3 protein-coding genes are annotated in these 2,511 nt (G+C 65.1%); all 3 read left to right on the forward strand.

The genetic code is table 11. The annotated features are described in order from the left end of the window. Positions 1-50 precede the first annotated feature (50 nt). Genes ACXJL8_RS38860 through ACXJL8_RS38870 form a run of 3 tightly spaced genes read left to right on the forward strand, consistent with a single transcriptional unit; the run spans position 51 to position 2,380 of the window. Positions 51-296 carry an acyl carrier protein gene (locus ACXJL8_RS38860; protein WP_027552082.1) on the forward strand — a complete coding sequence of 82 codons (246 nt, stop codon included), beginning with the start codon at positions 51-53 and terminating at the stop codon, positions 294-296. Beyond that, positions 283-1,665 carry a class I adenylate-forming enzyme family protein gene (locus tag ACXJL8_RS38865; RefSeq protein ID WP_456617368.1) on the forward strand — a complete coding sequence of 461 codons (1,383 nt, stop codon included), beginning with the start codon at positions 283-285 and terminating at the stop codon, positions 1,663-1,665. The genes ACXJL8_RS38860 and ACXJL8_RS38865 overlap by 14 nt, the downstream gene beginning before the upstream one ends. Next, a complete protein-coding gene (locus ACXJL8_RS38870; protein WP_456686800.1) occupies positions 1,658-2,380 on the forward strand; it encodes an SDR family NAD(P)-dependent oxidoreductase in 723 nt (240 codons plus the stop codon). Before ACXJL8_RS38865 ends, ACXJL8_RS38870 begins: the two co-directional genes overlap by 8 nt. The last annotated feature ends 131 nt before the right edge of the window (positions 2,381-2,511 follow it).

Below are 2,511 nucleotides of genomic sequence, written 5' to 3' on the forward strand. Positions count from 1 at the left end.
CATCAAGAGCCGCCGCAACACGAACGATCGATAACAGAAGCGAGCCAGCCATGTCGGTAAGGTTAAAGGTTATTGAAGCGATCAAGCAGATCGCCAAAGAGCAGCACGTCACGCTCCCCGAACTCTCGGACGATTTGTCGTTGCACGAGACGGGCTTCGACTCGCTCGCCTTCGCGATCCTGGTCGCGCGCCTGGAGGACGAGACCGGCGTCGATCCCTTCACCATTTCCGAGGACGCTGCGTTCCCCGCCACCGTGGGCGATTTCGTGCGGGCCTACGAAAATGTCCCCGCGTGAAATCTTCGCGCTTCGCGACCATCTCGGCGCGGAGCTGACGGGCCGCACGCTGTCCGATGCACACGATGTCGTGTCGCTGACGGACATCCTGTCGCACACGGTTCTGGGCGGCCGCCTGCGCGAGCTGTCCGGCCGGTCGGTGCTGTTGAAACTGTCCGACCAGCTCCGGTCGGGCCTTGCCATGATCGAGCTCGACGGCATCGCCCGCCGCATGCTGCTGTGCCCGCCGGATCTCAACCCGGCGCATCTGGACGCGCTGATCGCGGATGCCGGGATCGATGCCGTCATCACCGATGAGCCCGATCGCTGGGCCGAGACCGGCGTTCCGCTGGTCGTCACCGCACAATTGCCGCTGGTATCAACCGCTCCCGCCCAGACCGAGCGCGCCACCGAATGGCTGATGCTCACCTCGGGCACGTCCGGTGTGCCCAAGATCGCCGGGCATACGCTGGAAGCACTCACCGGCGCCATCGTGGCCGAAGGTCCCGCGCGCGTGCCGGCGCCGGTGTGGGCCACATTCTACGACATTCGCCGCTATGGCGGCTTGCAAATCTTCCTCCGCGCCGTGCTCTCCGGCGGTTCGATGGTGCTGTCGGATCCGCATGAGGCGCTCGCCGATCATGTCGCGCGGCTCAATGCGCGTGGTGTCTCCCACATTTCCGGTACGCCCTCGCATTGGCGCAAGCTGTTGATGAGCGGCTCGGCCGCGCAATTCAGGCCGGGTTACGTCCGTCTCTCCGGCGAGATCGCGGATCAAGCGGTGCTCGACGGCCTGAAGGTGGCGTTCCCGGATTCCTCGATCGGCCATGCCTATGCGTCGACCGAGGCGGGCGTTGGCTTCGCCGTCAATGACGGGCTGGAAGGCTTTCCGCAAAACTATCTCGGCAATCGCAACGGGGTCGAGATGAAGGTCGTCGATGGCTCGCTCCGCATCCGCTCCAACCGCACCGCGCATGCCTATATCGGCCGCGAGGCGTCCGCACTGGCCGACGACGACGGGTTCGTCGACAGCGGCGACATGGTCGAGCTGCGCGGCGACCGCTACTATTTCGTCGGCCGCCGTGGCGGCATCATCAATATCGGCGGGTTGAAGGTTCATCCCGAGGAGATCGAGGCGGTGATCAATCGTCATCCCGACGTAAGGATGTCGCGGGCGAAATCGCGGCGCAGCCCGATCACCGGCGGCATCGTGGTTGCCGACGTGATCCTCGCCGACGGCACCGATCCGGCGCGGGCGAAAGAGATCCGTGAGCAGATCGTCCATCAGTGCCGCGCGCAACTCGCCTCCCACAAGGTGCCGGCGGTGATCCGCTTCGTCGAGGCGCTCGACGTCACCCCGGCCGGCAAATTGGCGCGCACCGATGCATAATGTTCTCGTCACCGGCGGCAGCCGCGGCATCGGCCTTGCGATCGGCAGGCGCCTGGCTGGCGCCGGCTACAACGTGATCGCGGCGGCGCGGCGCGAGAGCGAGGAGCTCAAGGCGGCGATCGCCGAGTCCGAGGGCCGCCTGCATTTCCGCGCCTGCGATCTTGCCGTGATCGATGCGATCCCGGCATTCGCGAAGCTCGTCCGCGAGGAGTTCGGCGCGATCTATGGCCTCGTCAACAATGCCGGCCTCGGTACCGAAGGCCTGCTCGCCACCATGCACAATTCCCAGATCGAGGCGCTGGTCCAGCTCAACGTGCTGTCGCCGATCATCCTCACCAAATATGTCGCGCGCCAGATGATGGCGGACGGTGCGGGCCGCATCATCAACATCTCCTCCATCATCGCCACCACAGGCTACAATGGCCTCGCGGTCTACGGCGCGACCAAGGCCGCCGCCACCGRCTTCACCCGCTCGCTCGCGCGCGAGGTCGGCAAGCTCGGCATCACCGTGAATGCGATCGCGCCCGGCTTCATCGACACCGAGCTCACGCATAATCTCTCCGATGAAGGACGCAAGCGCATCGCCGGCCGCAGCGCGCTGCGGCGCCTGCCGGAGACGGACGACGTTGCGCGCATGGTGGAATATCTCCTGGGCGAGGGCGGCCGCAACGTAACCGGCACCGTGTTCACGATCGATGCGGGGAACACGGCGTAATCGGAACTCCGCCGCCACAATTGAGTTGATCCGGCTCAATGACATCAAGCCGGATTTGGTCGTAAGATGCCCCGCAATCGATTGGGTTACGTCAATCGATCTGCCCTAATCGACAGGGAGCAGTGCATGAC

This window comes from Bradyrhizobium sp. P5_C11_2, assembly GCF_054049755.1.